General features: G+C 64.1%; 20 protein-coding genes and 4 tRNA genes. 12 read left to right on the forward strand and 12 right to left on the reverse strand.

Going from position 1 to position 17467, the window contains the following annotated elements; translation table 11 throughout:
• Positions 1–588: 588 nt before the first annotated feature.
• Positions 589–930 carry a DUF4372 domain-containing protein gene (locus IHE47_RS11920; protein ID WP_192106119.1) on the reverse strand — a complete coding sequence of 114 codons (342 nt, stop codon included), beginning with the start codon at positions 928–930 and terminating at the stop codon, positions 589–591.
• 267 nt (positions 931–1197) lie between these two features.
• Between IHE47_RS11920 and IHE47_RS11925 the strand changes: the two genes are divergently transcribed.
• Genes IHE47_RS11925 through IHE47_RS17765 form a run of 3 tightly spaced genes read left to right on the forward strand, consistent with a single transcriptional unit; the run spans position 1198 to position 2588 of the window.
• Positions 1198–1869 (forward strand): methyltransferase domain-containing protein, encoded by a 672-nt coding sequence (locus IHE47_RS11925; protein ID WP_192106120.1) that lies wholly within the window; start codon positions 1198–1200, stop codon positions 1867–1869.
• Positions 1854–2162: a YkgJ family cysteine cluster protein gene (locus IHE47_RS11930; protein WP_192106121.1), complete on the forward strand. Its 309-nt coding sequence runs from the start codon at positions 1854–1856 to the stop codon at positions 2160–2162. Before IHE47_RS11925 ends, IHE47_RS11930 begins: the two co-directional genes overlap by 16 nt.
• 24 nt (positions 2163–2186) lie before the next feature.
• Entirely contained in the window at positions 2187–2588 is a 402-nt protein-coding gene (locus tag IHE47_RS17765; protein WP_225561841.1) for a hypothetical protein, read from the forward strand.
• Between the two features lie 131 nt (positions 2589–2719).
• Here the strand turns inward: IHE47_RS17765 and IHE47_RS11940 are convergent, their stop codons facing one another.
• The 5 genes from IHE47_RS11940 to IHE47_RS11960 all read right to left on the reverse strand — a co-directional run bounded on the left by IHE47_RS11940 (position 2720) and on the right by IHE47_RS11960 (position 5591).
• Positions 2720–3040 (reverse strand): fatty acid desaturase, encoded by a 321-nt coding sequence (locus IHE47_RS11940; protein WP_225561843.1) that lies wholly within the window; start codon positions 3038–3040, stop codon positions 2720–2722.
• A 163-nt stretch (positions 3041–3203) separates the two neighbouring features.
• Positions 3204–3383 carry a hypothetical protein gene (locus IHE47_RS11945; RefSeq protein WP_192106122.1) on the reverse strand — a complete coding sequence of 60 codons (180 nt, stop codon included), beginning with the start codon at positions 3381–3383 and terminating at the stop codon, positions 3204–3206.
• A gap of 258 nt (positions 3384–3641) precedes the next feature.
• The gene (locus tag IHE47_RS11950) at positions 3642–3872 is read right to left on the reverse strand and encodes a hypothetical protein (protein WP_192106123.1); all 231 of its coding nucleotides are present in this window, start codon (positions 3870–3872) and stop codon (positions 3642–3644) included.
• A 143-nt stretch (positions 3873–4015) separates the two neighbouring features.
• Positions 4016–4324, reverse strand: a complete 309-nt coding sequence (locus IHE47_RS11955; RefSeq protein ID WP_192106124.1) for a helix-turn-helix transcriptional regulator — start codon at positions 4322–4324, stop codon at positions 4016–4018.
• A gap of 94 nt (positions 4325–4418) precedes the next feature.
• A complete protein-coding gene (locus tag IHE47_RS11960; RefSeq protein ID WP_192106125.1) occupies positions 4419–5591 on the reverse strand; it encodes a helix-turn-helix transcriptional regulator in 1173 nt (390 codons plus the stop codon).
• A 234-nt stretch (positions 5592–5825) separates the two neighbouring features.
• Here IHE47_RS11960 and IHE47_RS11965 point away from each other — a divergent pair, with 234 nt between their 5' ends.
• From IHE47_RS11965 to IHE47_RS11975, 3 genes are all read left to right on the forward strand, one after another.
• Entirely contained in the window at positions 5826–6173 is a 348-nt protein-coding gene (locus tag IHE47_RS11965) for a hypothetical protein (protein WP_192106126.1), read from the forward strand.
• A gap of 12 nt (positions 6174–6185) precedes the next feature.
• On the forward strand, positions 6186–6881 hold the full coding sequence (locus IHE47_RS11970) for a hypothetical protein (RefSeq protein WP_192106127.1): 696 nt from the start codon (positions 6186–6188) through the stop codon (positions 6879–6881).
• Positions 6882–6950: 69 nt separating this feature from the next.
• The gene (locus tag IHE47_RS11975) at positions 6951–7331 is read left to right on the forward strand and encodes a hypothetical protein (RefSeq protein ID WP_192106128.1); all 381 of its coding nucleotides are present in this window, start codon (positions 6951–6953) and stop codon (positions 7329–7331) included.
• A gap of 129 nt (positions 7332–7460) precedes the next feature.
• On the opposite strand, the gene radC is transcribed toward IHE47_RS11975, so the two are convergent.
• From radC to ppsA, 3 genes are all read right to left on the reverse strand, one after another.
• The gene (gene radC / locus IHE47_RS11980; RefSeq protein WP_192106129.1) at positions 7461–7946 is read right to left on the reverse strand and encodes a DNA repair protein RadC; all 486 of its coding nucleotides are present in this window, start codon (positions 7944–7946) and stop codon (positions 7461–7463) included.
• Between the two features lie 390 nt (positions 7947–8336).
• Positions 8337–8426: transfer RNA gene (locus IHE47_RS11985), tRNA-Ser, on the reverse strand.
• 97 nt (positions 8427–8523) lie between these two features.
• Positions 8524–10896 carry a phosphoenolpyruvate synthase gene (gene ppsA / locus IHE47_RS11990; RefSeq protein WP_192106130.1) on the reverse strand — a complete coding sequence of 791 codons (2373 nt, stop codon included), beginning with the start codon at positions 10894–10896 and terminating at the stop codon, positions 8524–8526.
• Positions 10897–11127: 231 nt separating this feature from the next.
• Here ppsA and IHE47_RS11995 point away from each other — a divergent pair, with 231 nt between their 5' ends.
• Positions 11128–11943, forward strand: a complete 816-nt coding sequence (locus IHE47_RS11995) for a pyruvate, water dikinase regulatory protein (RefSeq protein ID WP_192106131.1) — start codon at positions 11128–11130, stop codon at positions 11941–11943.
• Between the two features lie 26 nt (positions 11944–11969).
• Positions 11970–12443, forward strand: a complete 474-nt coding sequence (locus IHE47_RS12000) for a DUF1249 domain-containing protein (RefSeq protein ID WP_192106132.1) — start codon at positions 11970–11972, stop codon at positions 12441–12443.
• 130 nt (positions 12444–12573) lie between these two features.
• Here IHE47_RS12000 and IHE47_RS12005 read toward each other — a convergent pair.
• The 3 genes from IHE47_RS12005 to IHE47_RS12015 form a co-directional block, all read right to left on the reverse strand.
• Positions 12574–12650, reverse strand: a tRNA-Asp gene (locus IHE47_RS12005).
• Positions 12651–12680: 30 nt separating this feature from the next.
• Positions 12681–12756: transfer RNA gene (locus tag IHE47_RS12010), tRNA-Glu, on the reverse strand.
• 10 nt (positions 12757–12766) lie between these two features.
• A tRNA-Ala gene (locus tag IHE47_RS12015) sits at positions 12767–12842 on the reverse strand.
• A 172-nt stretch (positions 12843–13014) separates the two neighbouring features.
• Here IHE47_RS12015 and IHE47_RS12020 point away from each other — a divergent pair.
• The 4 genes from IHE47_RS12020 (at position 13015) to IHE47_RS12035 (ending at position 17435) form a co-directional block, all read left to right on the forward strand.
• On the forward strand, positions 13015–14784 hold the full coding sequence (locus tag IHE47_RS12020; RefSeq protein WP_192106133.1) for a cation:proton antiporter: 1770 nt from the start codon (positions 13015–13017) through the stop codon (positions 14782–14784).
• 168 nt (positions 14785–14952) lie between these two features.
• Positions 14953–15759: an FKBP-type peptidyl-prolyl cis-trans isomerase gene (locus tag IHE47_RS12025; RefSeq protein ID WP_192106134.1), complete on the forward strand. Its 807-nt coding sequence runs from the start codon at positions 14953–14955 to the stop codon at positions 15757–15759.
• 120 nt (positions 15760–15879) lie between these two features.
• The gene (locus tag IHE47_RS12030) at positions 15880–17223 is read left to right on the forward strand and encodes a UDP-glucose/GDP-mannose dehydrogenase family protein (RefSeq protein WP_192106135.1); all 1344 of its coding nucleotides are present in this window, start codon (positions 15880–15882) and stop codon (positions 17221–17223) included.
• On the forward strand, positions 17223–17435 hold the full coding sequence (locus IHE47_RS12035) for a SlyX family protein (protein ID WP_192106136.1): 213 nt from the start codon (positions 17223–17225) through the stop codon (positions 17433–17435). The genes IHE47_RS12030 and IHE47_RS12035 overlap by 1 nt, the downstream gene beginning before the upstream one ends.
• Positions 17436–17467: the final 32 nt, after the last annotated feature.

The raw sequence follows: 17467 nt of genomic DNA on the forward strand, positions 1-17467 counted from the left end.
CGCTTCCGCCCGGAAGCGGATTGTTTGCATTGATGGGCGAAATCGCTTTTTGGCCGGATCGAACCACACACGGAGTGAACGTGGAGACCATCTGTCAGGCTTGTGCTTATCAACGGAAATCGACTGATCAAGCGCCTGATTGGGAATGCCCGGCATGTGGCAAGGCGTACTCGAAAACATCACCGGGTTCGCCCGATCACTCCCGGGCAATGCACGGAACTCTCCGTCCGAGCCAGGTGAACCTGCCGCAGGCGAGGGCGCCTGCGCGAATTATCTGGCGGCACACTATGGATTACCGCAGACATACCGGGAAGGTTTCCTGCGACGTGTGGCGATTCCGGTGCTTGCGATGATAGCCATGCTCACCCTGATCGCTCTGCTCACGGCCATGCTCCTGGGGTCAAGCAGGCAGGGATCAGCGCTTGACTGGTCGATCTTCCCCGTGGCCGGCCTCATGTTGCTGGCGGTGTGCTACGTGGCCAGCAATATGAGGCGGGGCATGACCATTCGCGCCAATTCGATCGAGATCGCGCAAGCATTTTCCACACGGGTCATACGCGCCGGAAACGTACTCGGCTATGCAACCGATTATGTGCGAGTCAACCATCCTGTGTCGCCGGCAGATCGCTGTGCGAACCCGGCATAGATGCGCCAGTCGCGCTGCTCGTTGGCGTCGGCCAAGGTGCTGCGTGCAATGTGTCCGCGGATACCCAGGTGATAGAAGCTTGGCTTGATGGGCACGCAGGCTGATCGCGATGCCGCGCAGGCTCTCGCGTCGGCGAGCCGGGCGAAGGCCATGCACAGGAACTGGTCGAGGCAGGTGAATCGCTTCACGTAGCGGTTGCCATGGAACTCGGCGACAGCCCACCGAAACGCGTGCAGCGGCAGGTGTTGCATGAGCTGCGCGAGAACAAGGCGGCCTTCGTGCATGACGGCGTCCTCCGGGGATGACGCCGCGTGGAATGTCGCCCGCGTCGAGATTCCATGAGGCATCGGCCCACTATGGCGAGTTGTACGGGCGCTGTGGTTGTCGCCTGCGACGATTCATCCTCGTTCGACTGCGATGATGTACTATCGAACGGCAAGCATCTCCCTCATTTCGTGCGCTACGCACGGTCGCCTCCGCGGCCGCCCGCCTCGCTCCCCCATCCATGCGTGACCCATCCTGCTCACGGGGTGGTGCTTCCGGGAGCGCACATGGCAGGTTATTCCACCCGCAACGAAAAAGTGCTCATCGGCGGGCACAGCTATCGCCTGCGCGTGCTCAGCGACAAGCAGCAGTTCTCCGATCCCGATGGCCATGGAGCACGGCTGGGCATTTCTTCTGCGCAATGGAGCCAGTTTGGCCAGGTGTGGCCATCTGGACGGCTGCTTGCGCAGGCCATGCACCGCTACAGGATCGCCAACAAGCGTATCCTCGAGCTTGGGTGCGGCATTGGATTGGCCAGCCTCGTCCTGCAGCGCCGGGGCGCCGATGTCACCGCTTCAGACATGCATCCCCTGGCCGGAGCTTTCCTGGCCTACAACGCCGAACTCAACGCCCTGCCAGCCGTCCATTACCACCGCCTGCGCTGGCATGTACCCCAGCCCGCGCTCGGACATTTCGAGTTGATTATCGCCAGCGACGTGCTTTATGAGCGCGATCAACCCCTTCTGCTCGCTGGCGTGATCGAGCGACATGCTTCCCCGGTTGCTGAAGTGATGGTCACCGATCCCGGTCGTGGTCATCGCGCGCAGTTCAGTAGCCTGTTGGCCGACCAGGGATTCGACCTGACTGAAAAACGCTGCCCCATGGATGACCAGGACGCCCCTCCGTACCGGGGCCGCCTGCTGCATTACATCCGTGCAAAACGATGTGCCTCAGCTTGAAGCCGTCAAGCAGCCATGCTGCGGGAAAGGCCCATTGCTCGAGGTGCGAAGCGTTGTGCTGCCGCCTGATGGTTGTCCTCCAGCCCGAGGAAAAGATCCCGGTTCACCTGACCACCCGCCTGGACAATGGGCTCCACGTCATGGCGCGTGATGACGCGGGCTGGTGCGTGGCGGTCGACGGCATGCACATGCGTTGCGGAATCTACGAGAGCCGCCCCCAGGTATGCCGCCGGTTCGTCATGAACGGCCCGTACTGCCGCTTCGTTCGCGCGGAATCTTCGGAACCGCCATGAGTCAACGGATGCCGGACGGCACCCATGGCATCCGGCGATGGCCTCTCGACCGATGGGAAGCTTCCTCATACGGGGCTCTTCGCGCCGGTTCGGAATTCGTTTCGTCACATCGACGTCGCCTGGCACGTTCCCTCCGCAGCCGATGCATCCGCTTCCTGTCCAGCAAGGCGGCATGCTGGAACCTCCCTCAAAGGTGCCTCTGTCATGGCAAACGTATCCGGCAAGACAACGAACGGCTTCACGTACGAAGGCGACTATGAAAATGCCGATCCGGACCGGGTGATCTGGACCGCCACGTACCGGCGCAGTGGCGTCTTCTTCGGCATGCGGCACGGACGCATCAATGGAGTCCATGACATTCCCGTCAGCGAAATCGACGATGTGGTGAAGGACGACATCGAATCGACGTGGGTCCGATCCAGCTAGGAAGCGACCCCGGTCCGGATCGAAAGATCGGGCGCGCGAGCAACGCCATTGTCAGGCCGGAACAGACGAATCCCCAGGTTTGCTGGATGCGGCTTTGGACGGGATGGATGACCCGGGCTCGGGCCGGCCCTTCAACCGCATATGCCTGCTGCCACCGGTGCAGCAAGGATGGGTTTGCCAAGTTGCCTCAACCAACGATAGTGCGAGGCGATGCCTGCGGCAAACGTGCGATGCTCAAGATAGGCAACACCGAACTCGTGGCATGCATCTTTCACCACGCGCGAGACAGCCGGATAGTGCACATGCGAGATGTGCGGAAACAGGTGGTGCTCGACCTGAAAATTCAGGCCGCCGATCAACCAGGTGAGCACACGATTGCCTCGCGCAAAATCCACGGTGGTTTCCAGCTGATGAATCGCCCACGGCTTGTCGATCCGGAGGCTTCCCTTCATGCGGGACCGGGAAGGAAGCCGCTTCCACCACATGGGCCATCTGGAACACCAGCGCCAGCAGCACGCCTGCGACAGCGGCCGTCCATGCATCTCCTTGGGCACACTGGCAATGATGTTCTCGAAGGACGTAGGTGCTTCAGTTTTTCTCGGCTCATGGCGCACCTCACCAGGCTGCGCCGGACGGCACGGCAAGGCCGCTGTCGCGGATCAGTTCAAAACCCAACCATCGAGTAGCCAGCAGCGTCGTGCTGTTCGTGGAGAACATGCTCGCCAACTGCTGCGCACCGCTGGTCGGATCGCTGGCCGGTTGCAGCGCGGCGTTCTCGCTGGCGTCCACCGCCACCGTGTCGCCTACGATGCCGCACGAAATTCGTACGCCAGTCGTACACAGCGAAAAACCGGTCTGGCGCTAGGCAAGAAAAAAAGGCTACGCTTTTCGGCGTAACCCTTTGATTTCATTGGCGGAGGGGGCTTCCCCGCGCCGCCAAGCCAGTCCCAGCCTTGCTTGGCGCCTCCGGCCGGGTTGACCCTCGAAGTTGACCAAGGGCGCGAACGGTATCAGGGAGCGGTCTGGCTGCCAAGTCTCAGGCAACCAGGAGCATCAGCTTCGCTTCTTGAACACGCGATGGATATAGGCGAGCACCAGCATCAGGATCAGCGCATGAGACGCACCCGGCGCGTTGGGATGCGGAAAGATCAGGGTGCCCACTTCCAGAGCAAGCCAGCCAAAGATGGCCGACAAACCCCAGGACAACTCTTGTTCGATCTTGCCCAGCAACCTCCCACGGTGCTTGTGGGGCAGGTTATCGGTGGGGCGATGGATGATGGACATATGGAGTGCCTCTCTGTGGTGGATGAGAGGCCAGGCTAACCCCGACAAAGTGCAGGGCAGTGCCGTCAAACTGCCATTCAACGCCCCCTCGGCGGCCCAAATCACACGGTGAGTGCCGCACGGGATGCTTTGGGACGTTACGCCTATTTCTGGGGCTTGGTTCGACCCTTCGCCGGTGTCCCCAAGGCCTGCTCGATTTCCTTGGCCCAGCGCACCAGGTCACCGCCACACGCATGGATCCAGTCGTGGATCTGCAAACCATCCAGCCGAACGGTGCCTCGTTCTGCCGAGGTGATGAATGATTGGGGACGCTGCAACAAGGCCGCCAGTTCGTCCTGGGTCAGATTGGCCCTTTCCCGGAAGGCACGGAGTGTGGCCAGGAATATGGGGTTCTCGGCACGGTAGACCGACTTGATCCCCAACTGCTTGGCAGATTTTCGCGCAAGCGCCATGGTCGTCCCCAAACTTGTCGGGGATCAACCATATACGCCAACTTACGATACGCAGTTACATGAAGTTTAGATGAAAGCGATGATGGGCAAAGCCTCAACGACTGGCTTTGGGCAGGCTGGCCAGCAGCACCACCAGGGCGCGCAGATTGACGGCTCCGGTCTTGGCCAACAGCGCCCGGATCTGGGTGCGAACGGTGGCGATGCTGACCCGCGCCCGCTCGGCGTAGGCCTGGGGGCTGTGACCCTGCGCCAGCGCATCCGCCAACCGGGCCTCGGCGGCCGTGAGGCCGAAGGCTTGTTGATACAGGCGGCTGCCGGTGGCCTGGGCGTCCATCTGGGCCCGAACCAGCACCAGCACGGAAGCATTCCCGCCCGGAAGCATCGCTTCCTCCTGTCCAGTGCCGCCCGCCTTGGCTCGGGTGGCCGCTTCCAATCCCTTGGGCATCGTGAATCCGATCCCTTGCTCCCGCGGCAAGGGAAGCAACGAGAACAGGAGCGAGACCGCGCGCCCACCCACCGTGTGCACCACGGTCGTGGAACGGGCCTGACGGTCGGCTGTGACCTGTTTGAACAAGTCCCGCAGCGTGGCTCCGTAACCCCACGAGCGCCGGAAGCCCTGGGCAGTGAGCACGTCCCCCAACAACTGGTTCACGGCCTGATTGGCAAAAAGCACGTGTTGCCGATCATCCAAGATCAGGATGCCCTGGCCCAGGGTCTCCAAAGCAAAGAAGCCGGCCGCGGCGGCCCCGCGAACCTCGTCGGCCATGAACAACTGGCTGGCCCATCGGGACAGGTGATACATGAACCCTGAAACGGCGGCCCGCTTCTCGTCTGAGAACTGAGGGCGACCGATCAGATGATTGATGGCCACGTGGATGTTCTTGCCACCCCTTCGGTAAACGTTGCCGCCGATGACGTAACGAGGTCCATGCGGGATGAGGAAGTCCTGATAGAACTCGGATCCGCTGACAAATCGGTCATCGAGGAAGTCATGGCATGCCACGACCACCCCGGTGGGGCTGGCCAAGCCGATGGCCAGCCGGGGATCAATGCGGAAGTAGTGCGCCAGGTAGTCCCGTTCTGCACCGGAAATCTGGGAACCCACGGCAACGCTGGCAAACACGGACCCGGCCTCTTCGTCCTTGCCGACCAGGTGAAGCCCGTCGCAATCCAGTTGCTGGTTGATGCGATCCAGCACGTCCGGGATCTGATCCGGGCGAAGCACGCTTTCGTAAAGATCTGCGATCAAAACATCCTTCGACGACACCTTCTTCCCCTTGCCTCCCGAGGTCACCCCACGATGCTCGGGGGCCGCGCTCCGGCTTGCATCATCACTTTTGTGGATGCCAATGCCAAGTTCGGTTGCTTAACTTCACTTCACCATGCGACCATCAATGTAATACATCATCTTTGTGTATTCATTTGAGTCGCGGGCACCCGGCTTGTCGAGAAATCTGACATGCCGGGTCAACCATCAACTTCGCGGACAGGGAACCCAAAAATGAAAGGCATGTTGAAAGGAACCATGATGCTGGGATTGCTGCTTGGACTGGCTGGCTGCGCCACCACCATCGGCAAAGACTTCAACCAAAGTGCAGTCCAAGGGTTCGTCCCGCATCAAACGACCATGGACCAGGTCATCGCCGCCTTGGGGCAGCCGCAAGAACGGGAAACCGAAAGCGACGGCACCACGCGCCTCCACTATCAGGTCATCGTCAGCAAGTCGTCCGTGGGCGATTACGTGCCCTTTGCCCCGGTCAAAGCGAACACGAGCGACAAGGACAGCTATTTGTATTTCGACCGCAACGGGAAATACCTGCGGGCTGAAAACATCCAGTCAAACCAGTGAGGGAGGGATCCCATGAAGCGCACCTTTGCCTTGTTCTTGGCCGTTGTTCTTGCCGCCTGCTCGAAGTCTCCCGGCGGCGTGTCCGCCGTCCCCGGTGCCGCCTCGAATCTGCCGACCGCAGATCTGAGCACGCCGGACAGCGCTTACGTCCCGGTCACCCAGGCCCGTCAGGTCTGGGTGATGTATGACGCGCTTTCCGGGGACAAACCCTCCGACATGATGCTCTGGGCCATTGACCCCTCGCTCATGGGGGCCGATCCCTTTGAGAAGAAAGACAAAGTGGCCCAGCTCCTTCCGCAACTCCATGCAGAGATGGCGACGGCCAAGGATCACCGCTACATCGTGTGGGTAGACCACAGCGGACGCCTGGCCCCATACAACTTCGACCACCACGCGTTTGGTTTCGCTTCGGCCCTGATGAACCCGCCCGCCATGGTGACGCACGGGCAAATCGCCGGGGTCAGCCTCATCGATGTTGCTCCCACGAACACGGCGGCGTTCGAGTGGCTGCGCGTGCCGGACGAAACCCAGGCCAGAGCCATCCAGGCCAGGCTTTCGGCGGGATGGATCCCGCAGGTGAAGGTCTGGGCCTATGTCCAAGGGGCCACCAAGGTCAAAGGCATCACGCAGGCCCTGCTGGTTCAGATTACGAAGGTGCAAGTGCTCGACCCGCAAGGCCAGGTCGTGCTGGAACAAACCCAGAAGTAAAGAAGCAAACCGGCACGCCGATGGCATGCCCATTTCGTCCAAGGCCCAAGGGCCAGAGAGGAGTTCATCATGTCTGACACGATCCAGCTTTCTCCCATGCAGTGGGCCGCGTTGCCCGACATCACCGACGTGCCGCGGTTGGTCGCCGAGGATCACGCCGTGCTCGATGCCATCCGCGACGTTCTCATCCGCCACGGAGCCTTAGGCAAGTTCGGGGTTCATCTGCTGCACAAGCACTTCGACTTGGCGGAAGACGAAGTCTTGGTCGAATACACGAACGTCGAAGCCCGCACGCAAGAATGCCGCGTGGAGAAGCGGGTGTCGGATCGCGTCGAACCGCACGACCGGATCGAAACCATGTGGTCGTTCACGCGCCCAGGTGCGTTGCGGGTCTGTGACCAGCAGTGCGTCGTCAACTGGGGCCATGCCAACCGGCATTACCAGCGCTGACCGCGCATCAAGACGCATGGATATTGCAAGGCTGGGGTGACACGGAAAGTCAGGCGCGCTCGCCGATGCACCGCGAACCTGAGGGCCGCTTCCGATGGAAGCGGCCTTTTCTTTGTCTGGAAACGCGGGCTACATGAGCCCGCGTGCCGCCATGCTGACCGCTTCGCCGGCGGTGACCACCAGGTGATCCAAGACCCGCACGCCGATCAGCCGCAGCGCGGCGATGAGCTCCTGGGTGATGCTCCGATCCGCTTGGCTGGGTTCGGCCACTCCGCTCGGGTGGTTGTGCGCCAGGATGGCGGCACTGGCATTGAGGATCAGCGCGGCGCGCACGACCTCCCGAGGATGGACACTGGCGCCGTCCACCGTGCCAATGAAGAGCCGTTGGCAATCAAGGATCTGGTGGCGGTTGTCGAGCCAGAGGATGTGGAACTCTTCGTGGAGCAATGCACCCAGGCGCATGCGGAGGAAATCGCTGGCGTCTCGCGGGTTGCCGATGCTGCCCTGGCGTTCGAGCTTGGCTCGTAAGAGGGTTTCGGCGGCGAACAGCACGTCATGGTCGGTGATGGGGCCACGGCGTCGGTAGTGGCCATTGCGGTCTTGGATGAGGCCCATGATCTTCTCCCCCGACGCGGGATTGCGCCGTGGGCCCCGGTCAGCGGAGCGAGAAAAGGCGGGCAGCACCGGAACACCGCCGCCGTGCGGCGATGGGGAGGCGGGAGCAGCGTGAACGAGGGCTTGCCCTTGCGCCCACCGATCGCGCAGCCAACCTGGCCCACGAACAGGTGCAAGCACGTGGAGAGGGAGGCTTTGGGTGCTGCCTAGATGGTGGTCACCTTCTTGGCGTGATCCATGCCCACTTTCGGCCACGCGGTTCCATGCTGGTGGTCAGTTCGTTCAAGCACAGCGGCCAACTTCGGCAAGCGCGGACATGCCGACTGGATTGACCAACCGGTTGACCAAGCAGGCAAAAGAAAAGGCCCTGAAAACAGGGCCTTTGTGTCTTGGCGGAGAGGGTGGGATTCGAACCCACGGTACGCTTACACGTACGCCTGATTTCGAGTCAGGTACATTCGACCACTCTGCCACCTCTCCGAAAAGTGTCGCGTGGTCTGCGCGAGCCGGCGATTTTACGTGGTGTGCGGGGCCGTGACAAGCGCGGGCGAGCCGGCTTGCCACGGCGGCGGCCGGATCAGCCGGCCTTCTTCTTCGCCAGCCGCAGCCAGGTGTCGACCACGGTGTCGGGGTTGAGCGACACGGACTCGATGCCCTGGTCCATCAGCCACTCGGCGAGATCCGGATGGTCGCTGGGGCCCTGGCCGCAGATGCCCACGTACTTGCCCTTGGCGCGGGCCGTCTTGATCGCCATGGACAGCAGCTTCTTCACCGCGGGGTCGCGCTCGTCGAACAGGCTGGCGACGATGGAGGAGTCGCGGTCCAGGCCGAGGGTGAGCTGGGTGAGGTCGTTGGAGCCGATCGAGAAGCCGTCGAAGATCTCCAGGAATTCCTCGGCGAGCAGGGCATTGGAAGGCACTTCGCACATCATGATGACCTTGAGGTCGTGCTCGCCCTGTTTGAGGCCGTTCTTCGCCAGCACCTCGACCACCTTGCGGCCTTCGCCCAGCGTGCGCACGAACGGGATCATCACCCACACGTTGTCCAGGCTCATCGCTTCGCGCACGCGCTTGACCGCCTTGCATTCCAGCCCGAACGCCTCGGCGAAGCTGGGATCGACGTAGCGGCTGGCGCCGCGGAAGCCGATCATCGGATTTTCCTCGTGCGGCTCGTAGCGCGAACCGCCGAGCAGGTTGGCGTATTCGTTGGACTTGAAGTCGCTCATGCGCACGATCACCGGCTTCGGGTACACCGAGGCGGCGATGGTGGCGATGCCTTCCGCGAGGCGGTCCACGTAGAATTCGACCGGGCCGGGGTAGCCGGCGATGCGCTGGTCGATCTTCGCCTTCGTCTCGGCGTCCTGCTTGCCGTATTCCAGCAGCGCCTTGGGGTGCACGCCGATGTGGCTGGCGATGATCATCTCGAGGCGGGCCAGGCCGATGCCGGCGTTCGGCAGCATGCCGAAGTCGAAGGCGCGCTCGGGGTTGGCCACGTTCATCATGATCTTCAGCGGCGCTTCGGGCATCGCGCCGAGGTCGGCGGTGACGCGTTCGAACTTCAGCTGGCCCGCGTAGATCGTGCCGGTGTCGCCCTCGGCGCAGGACACGGTGACGTCGGTGCCATCGGGGATGGTGTCCAGCGCGTTGTGCGTGCCCACTACGGCCGGCACGCCCAGTTCGCGCGCGATGATCGCCGCGTGGCAGGTGCGGCCTCCGCGGTTGGTGACGATGGCGCTGGCGCGCTTCATCACCGGCTCCCAGTCGGGGTCGGTCATGTCGGCCACCAGCACGTCGCCGGGTTGCACCTTGTTCATGTCGGCCAGCGAGCGGATCACGCGCGCCTTGCCGGCGCCGATCTTCTGGCCGATCGCGCGGCCCTCGGCCAGCACCTTGCCTTTCTCGCTGAGGTGGAAGCGCTCGAGCTGGGTGGCGTGCGCACGCGACTTCACCGTTTCCGGGCGCGCCTGCACGATGTACAGCTTGCCGGTGTTGCCGTCCTTCGCCCACTCGACGTCCATCGGGCGGCCGTAGTGCTGCTCGATGATCAGCGCCTGTTTCGCCAGTGATTCCACGTCGGCATCGCTGATGCAGAAGCGGTTGCGCAGCTCGGCCGGGGTGTCCTCGGTCTTCACGCGCTCGCCGGGCTGGTTCGAATAGACCATGCGCAGCTGCTTGGCACCGAGATTGCGGCGAAGCACGGCGGGCTTGCCGGCCTTCAGCGTGGGCTTGAACACATAGAACTCGTCGGGGTTCACCGCGCCCTGCACGACCATCTCGCCGAGGCCGTAGCTGCCGGTGACGAACACCACGTCGCGGAAGCCCGACTCGGTGTCCAGCGTGAACAGCACGCCGGAGGCGCCCACGTCCGAGCGCACCATCAGCTGCACGCCGGCGGAGAGGAACACGTTCTCGTGGGCGAAGCCCTGGTGCACGCGGTAGGCGATGGCGCGGTCGTTGTACAGCGAGGCGAAGACTTCCTTCACCTTGTGCAACACGTCGTCGATGCCGACCACGTTGAGGAAGGTTTCCTGCTGGCCGGCGAAGCTGGCGTCGGGCAGGTCTTCCGCGGTGGCGGAGGAGCGCACGGCCACGGCGATGTCGTCGGCACCGGCGTCCTTGCACAGCTTGGTGTAGGCGTCGCGGATGGCCTGGTCGAGTTCGGCCGGCAGCGGGGTCTCGGTGACCCATTCGCGGATTTCCTTGCCCGCCTTGGTGAGCGCGTCGACATCGTCCACATCGAGGCTGGCCAGGCGCTCGGCGATGCGCTTGGCCACGCCGCTCTTTTCCAGGTACTGCTGGAACGCGTCGGCGGTGGTGGCGAAGCCGCCCGGCACGGACACGCCGAGCTTGGCGAGGTTGCCGATCATTTCGCCGAGCGACGCGTTCTTGCCGCCGACCTTGGCAAGGTCGGTCATGCGCAGTTGGTCGAGCCAAAGCACCAGGTGGTTCAAGGCAATCTCCTAGGGGAAGTGCAAAAAAGAGTGGAATGCACGCGCAGCGAAGGCCCGAAGCGGGCTGCAAAGGATTGGTATTGTCCGCTGTCGATGGTGCGTGGCACAAGAAGACCAATGCCAGCCGGCGTCGCGCCAACTGCATACCACTCAGGTGGCGGTCAAGCGGCGACAGTGTTTTGGCCTTGAGCTAATGTGCATCCAGGCAGGCCTACCGACATCGGACTTCCCATGCAGCGCACGGTTTTCTTCATTTCCGATTCCACCGGCATCACGGCGGAGACGATAGGCAACAGCATCCTCGCGCAGTTCGAGGGGGTGAACTTCGACAAGCACCGCTTGCCCTTCATCGATGATGCGACCAAGGCCGAGGCGGCCGCACTGCGCATCAAGACGCACTACGCGAAGACCGGCGAGAAGCCCATCGTGGTCAACACCATGGCGGACCGCGCGCTGTGCGACATCGTGGCCGCCAGCGGCGCGCTGATGCTGGACGTGTTCGCGCCCTTCATCGGGCCGCTGGAGACGGAGCTGGGCACCAAGCGTTCCGGTGCAGTGAACCGTTCGCATGGCCTGGTCGATTTCGACAAGTACGAGGCGCGCATCAACGCCACCAACTACGCGTTGTCGCACGACGACGGCATGGACGTGGACTACGCCCAGGCCGACCTGATCCTGGTCGGCGTGTCGCGCTCGGGCAAGACGCCGACCTGCCTGTACATGGCCTTGCATTACGGCGTCAGCGCCGCCAATTACCCGCTCACGGACGAGGATCTGGAAAAACTGGAGCTGCCGGCGCGCCTGCGGCCGTACCGCGACCGCCTGTTCGGCCTCACCATCGAGCCGGAACGGCTGGCGCAGATCCGCGAGCAGCGCCGTGCCGGCAGCCGCTACGCCACGCTCAAGCAGTGCAAGTGGGAGCTGGAGCAGGCGGACCGGCTGATGCGCCAGTCCGGCATCCCGTTCCTCAACACCACGCATGTGTCGATCGAGGAGATCGCGAGCAAGATCTTCGAGAAGCTCGGCATCGAGCGCACCATGTACTGAAACCGCAACGGAGCAAGCCGACCATCATGAGTGCCGTACTCGACGACCGCCAGAGCCTGTTGCCGGGACGCTTCGAGTTCCTGATGGGCCTGTATGCGGAGAACTACCACCGGCTGGCGCGGCTGTTCGCGCCGCAACAGCTGTCGCCCGGGCGCTATGTCTCCGATGTGGACGACGGACTCGACGTGCACCTGCACGTGCAGGAATGCCATCCGTACACGCTGGAGCTCGAGCTGACCTATGGCTTCGTCGATGCGCATACCGGCCAGCGCGCGCCATCCGCGCAATTGCGCATGTATACCGACGCGCACGTGGCCGAGGCGCTGCACTGCCATCCAGGGCGGCATTTGTGGCAGGTGCTGGGCCCGTTCGCGGCGGCACATACGGTGTTCCAGCATCGCCTGCAGATGAACGGCTTTCTCGCACGCTGGCTGGAATACCTGGCGGAGCAGGGACACTCCACGGGAACGTTGCTGCGGGACGCCGCCGGGCATTTGTAGGAGCACCCTGTGCGCGATGGCTCTGGCGCTTGATCGAAGCCCGGAGCCATCGCGCACAGGGTGCGCTCCTGCAGGCGTTTTCCCCGCACCAACAAAAAAGCCACCCGAGGGTGGCTTTCTTGCTTGATCGTGGCGGAGCGGACGGGACTCGAACCCGCGACCTCCGGCGTGACAGGCCAGCATTCTAACCGACTGAACTACCGCTCCACTTTGTTTACCAGCGTTGCGAGCCAACCTTGGCGTCCCCACGGGGATTCGAACCCCGGTCGCCACCGTGAAAGGGTGATGTCCTAGGCCTCTAGACGATGGGGACGTATTTAGGTTGGTGGAGCCAGGCGGGATCGAACCGCCGACCTCCTGCATGCCATGCAGGCGCTCTCCCAGCTGAGCTATGGCCCCGCCGCTGGAAGCCGCAAAGAATAGGCAGGGTTCGCATTTCCGTCAAGCTTTTTTTCAAGAAATTTTCACGGGAACGACGAAGCGTGGATTGCACGCACCACGCGGCGTGGGGCGCGCCGCGCGGAACGCATCGCGATTAAGCTTCGGGCACGGATGTTACGCAGAGGACGACATGCACGAGATCGGCTTCATTCGCGACCTCGCCCTGGTGATGCTCGTTGCCGGCGCCACCACGATCCTGTTCCAGCGCCTGCGCCAGCCGGTGCTGCTGGGTTACATCCTGGCGGGCGTGCTGATCGGTCCGCATACGCCGGGCATGTTGGTGGCCGACGCGCAGGCCATCGACGACATCTCCAACCTTGGCGTGGTGCTGCTGATGTTCACGCTGGGCCTGGAGTTCAGCGTGCGCAAGTTGCGCGGAGTCGGCATCGGTGTGCTCGTGGTGGCGGTGCTGGAAGTCGGCCTGATGCTGTGGATCGGCACGGGCCTGGGCCGCTCGTTCGGCTGGAAGGGCGTCGACGCCCTGTTCCTCGGGGCGATCATCGCGCTGTCCTCGACCATGGTGGCCACGCGCACGCTGAAAGAGGGCGGCAGGCAGGCGCAACCGTTCGCGAAGCTGGTGATCGGATTGCTGGTGGCGGAGGACGTGCTTGCCATCGTGATGCTGACCCTGCTCACCGCGGTGGCGATGGGCGGCAACGTGCAGGCCGGTACCGCGCTTGCGCTGATCGGCCATCTCGGCCTGTTCGTGGTGGTCGGCATGATCCTGGGCCTGCTGTTGTTGCCGCGGCTGGTGGACTACGTGGCCGGCTTCGGTCGCGACGAAACCCTGCTGGTGAGCGTGCTCGGCGTCTGCTTCGGTGCCAGCCTGCTTGCCGTGCAGCTGGGTTTCAGCGTCGCACTGGGCGCTTTCCTCGCCGGAGCGGTGGTGGCCGAGGCGCGCAGCGTGGGGCGCGTGCTGCACCTGGTGGAGCCGTTGCGCGACATGTTCGCGGCGCTGTTCTTCGTGGCGATCGGCCTGAAGATCGACCCGGCCATGCTGTGGCAATACGCGTTGCCGGCGCTGCTGATCGCCGGCGTGGTAGTGGTGGGCAAGACCCTGGCCTGCAGTGTCGGCATCCTCGCGCTGGGGCACGATGCGCGCACGGCGCTGCGGTCGGGGCTGGGCATGGCGCAGATCGGCGAGTTCTCGTTCGTGATCGCCACGCTGGGCCTGTCGCTGCATGCGACCAGCGATTTCCTCTATCCCATCGCGGTGGCCGTGTCGGTGCTGTGCATGGCGGCCTCGCCTTACCTCAATCGTTCGTCGGACCGCCTGGCCAACGGCCTGGCGCGCATCACGCCGCGGCCGCTGCGCGTGTTGTCGGACAGCTACAGCGGCTGGCTGGAAAACCTCAAGCCGGTGGACGAGAACGCCGTGCTGGCGGCGATGCTGCGCCGCCTGCTGTGGCACATCGCGGTCAACGTGCTGCTGGTGGTCACCCTGTTCGTGATCGGTGCCTACGTGAATGCGCATGGCTGGGACTGGTTTTCGCGGTTCGGCATCCAGCGCGACCTGCGCCACGCGCTGATCTGGGCCTGTGCGCTGTTCCTGTCGTTGCCGATGCTGATCGCGGTGTACCGCAAGGCCGAGGCGCTGGGCATGCTGCTGGCCGAACTGGGCATACGCGAGCGCCATACCGGCGCGTACACGCAGGCGATCCGCAAGGTGCTGGCGCGGATGATTCCGCTGGCCACGCTGTTCGTGCTGGCGCTGCTGGTCAGTGCGCTGGGTTCGGCGATCCTGCCGCCGCGCGGGGTGGTGCTGTCGCTGCTGGTGGCGGGCGTGGTGCTGGCGGTGGTGCTGTGGCGCACGCTGGTGAAGCTGCACGCGCGCCTGCAGGCGGCCTTGAAGGAGACGCTGGACAAGCCGGAGCCTCCGGGGCACGGGCGTTCCTCCTGAGGGAGTAAACAGACTCTGGAGACGGCTGAACCTTTCCGTGGCTTGACTGTCGCAACTGGACCCGATTGCAAGCCCGGCACGGGAACCCCACAATGGGCGACCATGCCCCTGCCGTAGGGGCCCGGCCGGCGGTACCGGCATATCCATATAGACACGAGGGAGTTCCGAATGAAGCATTTTCTGCGTCCCACGCTGACGGCGGTGGCGATGACCGCGGCGCTGGGCCTGTCGGCGGGCGCGCTCGCCGCCCAGACGACCGCCAAGGCTGCCCCCAAGGCCGCCAGCGGCACCACCGGCACGGTCGACAAGACCAAGGCCAGCTACGTGGTGGGCTGGGAGATTGCTTCCCAGGTGCCGCCGATCATGCGTGACGAGCTGGACCCGACCACCGTGGCGAATGCGGTGAAGGCCGCGCTCTCCGGCCAGAAGCCGACCATGAGCGAGGAAGAGGCCAAGCAGGTGCACGACGCCTTCATGGCCAAGATCAAGGCCAAGTACGAAACCGAGATGGCGCAGGAAGCCGCCAAGAACAAGACCGAGGGTGACGCCTTCCTCGCCAAGAACAAGACCCAGCCGGGCGTGAAGGTCACCGCCTCGGGCCTGCAGTACCAGGTCATCAGCCAGGGCACCGGCGCCCGCCCGGGTCCGAGCGACACGGTGAAGATCGACTACACCGGCACCCTCATCGACGGCACCGTGTTCGACGCCTCGTCCAAGCACCCCCATCCGGGCCCGACCGACATCCCGTTGGCCAACGTGATCCCGGGCTTCCGCGAAGGCCTGCAGCTGATGCAGGTGGGCGGCCACTACAAGTTGTTCATCCCATCGAGCCTTGCCTACGGTACGAATGGGCAGATGCCGGCGATTCCGCCGAACGCCACGCTGATCTTCGACGTGACGCTGGTCAGCACCAAGGCGACGCCTGCCGCTTCCGCCGGCAACGGCGGTCCGGGTGGCGGCGACAGCGGCCAGTAAGCACGGCCGCAGTAGCTGCAGCGAAAGGGCGCGAAGCGATTCGCGCCCTTTCGTTTTCCCGTCGCTGCAATCTTCGCGCGCTAGAATGCGCGTTCGCGTTTCAGGGAATCGGCACCACAGATGAAAGTCACGATCTTCGGCACCGGCTATGTCGGCCTGGTCACCGGTGCCTGTCTTGCCGAGATGGGCAACCACGTGGTTTGCGTCGATATCGACGCGGGCAAGGTCGAACGCCTGGCGCGCGGCGAGATCCCGATCTACGAGCCCGGCCTCGAACCCATCGTCAGGCGCAACCACGCCGACGGCCAGCTCGGTTTCACCACGGACGCCGCGGCCGGCATCGCGCATGGCGACGTGCTCTTCATCGCGGTGGGCACGCCGCCGGACGAGGATGGCAGCGCCGACCTCAAGTACGTGCTGGGCGTGGCCAGGACCATCGGCCAGCGACTGGCGCGGCATGCCGTGGTGGTGAACAAGTCCACCGTGCCGGTGGGTACCGCCGACCGCGTGCGCGAGGCGATCGCGGCGGAACTGGCCGCGCGCGGCGTCGAGGTCGGGTTCGACGTGGTCTCCAACCCCGAATTCCTCAAGGAAGGGGATGCGGTGGAGGACTGCCTGCGTCCCGACCGCATCGTGATCGGCAGTTCCAGCCCGCGCGCGGTGGCCGCGCTGCGCAAGCTGTACGCGCCGTTCAACCGCAACCACGAGCGCATCGTGGTGATGGACGAGCGTTCCGCCGAGCTGACCAAGTACGCCGCCAACGCGATGCTGGCGACCAAGATCAGCTTCATGAACGAGATCGCCAACATCGCCGAGCGCGTGGGCGCCGACGTGGAGCAGGTGCGCCAGGGCATCGGCGCCGACCCGCGCATCGGCTACCACTTCATCTACCCGGGGGCCGGCTACGGCGGCTCGTGTTTCCCCAAGGACGTGCAGGCGCTGGAGCGCACCGCACGCGGGGCGGGTTACGAGGCGCGCCTGCTCGGCGCGGTCGAGGCGGTGAACCACGACCAGAAGGCCAAGCTGTTCGAGCTGATCTCGCACCATTTCGAGGGTGAGCTGCGCGGCAAGACCGTCGCGTTGTGGGGCCTGGCCTTCAAGCCGAACACCGACGACATGCGCGAGGCTTCCAGCCGCCGGCTGATGGAGGCGCTGTGGTCCGCCGGCGCGCGCGTGCAGGCCTTCGATCCCGAGGCACGCGGGGAAACCCGGCGCATCTACGGCGAGCGCGCCGACCTCGTCCTGTGCGAGCACGCATGGGATGCCTTGCAAGGTGCCGACGTGCTGGCCATCGTCACCGAATGGAAGGCTTTCCGCAGCCCGGACTTCGCGCGCATCCGCAGCGTGCTGAAGACGCCGGCGATTTTCGACGGCCGCAACCTTTACGACCCCGCGACGGTGGAAGAGGCCGGCCTGGCGTATTACGGCATCGGCCGTGGCCGCAGCTTGCGGGTGGCGGGCTGATGGACGCGATCGAACGGCGCCTGGCCGACCTGGAAGTGCGGCTGACCTTCATCGACGACACCGTGCAGGCGCTGGCCGCGGCCGACGCCGAGCAGGCGATGCGCATCGTCGAGCTGGAGCGGCTGCTGCACCTGTTGCGACAGGAGCTGCAGAGCGCGCGCCTCGGCGTGGTATCCGATCCGCACAGCGAACCGCCACCGCCGCATTATTAAGAGTGCGGCCATGGATGGATGCCCATTTGATC

It is taken from the genome of Rhodanobacter sp. DHB23, assembly GCF_014842975.1.
GTDB lineage: Bacteria > Pseudomonadota > Gammaproteobacteria > Xanthomonadales > Rhodanobacteraceae > Rhodanobacter_A.